Genomic DNA, 361 nt, shown 5'->3' on the forward strand with positions numbered 1-361 from the left:
GGTGAAAGTGATGCCGTAGGTCGCCGAGCCGCCGCTCGGACTGACGGTCCCGATCCCGCCCGGCGGCACCACTCCGGCATCCCTGTCGCCCTGCACCGTCTTGTCGATGGAGAACGCCGGGTTCACCGGTGCCACGCTGAGCGGCGCCGATGCGCCGCAGTAGTTGTTCGCCAGCGGGGAGCCGTTGGCGCGCAGGTCGGGGTCGGCGGGCGGGTCGACCGGAACGGTGCTGCTGTCGGAGCAGCCGTTGATCGGGCCGCCGTAACCGATGGTGGTGTCATTCTGATATGTCCCCGCGCATCCCGCGCCGAGATTCATCGTGACGGTGCCGCCCATCAGGTTGTACGACCCCGGACTGGTG

1 protein-coding gene is annotated in these 361 nt (G+C 69.0%); it reads right to left on the reverse strand.

Annotated elements, in window-relative coordinates; all coding sequences use genetic code 11:
* The coding region (locus tag SB719_RS19185) for a hypothetical protein (protein ID WP_412159606.1) at nt 1-336 on the reverse strand (336 nt) is incomplete at its 3' end.
* Nucleotides 337-361: the final 25 nt, after the last annotated feature.

Source organism: Pantoea sp. SIMBA_079 (genome assembly GCF_046940275.1).
Classification (GTDB): domain Bacteria; phylum Pseudomonadota; class Gammaproteobacteria; order Enterobacterales; family Enterobacteriaceae; genus Pantoea; species Pantoea borealis.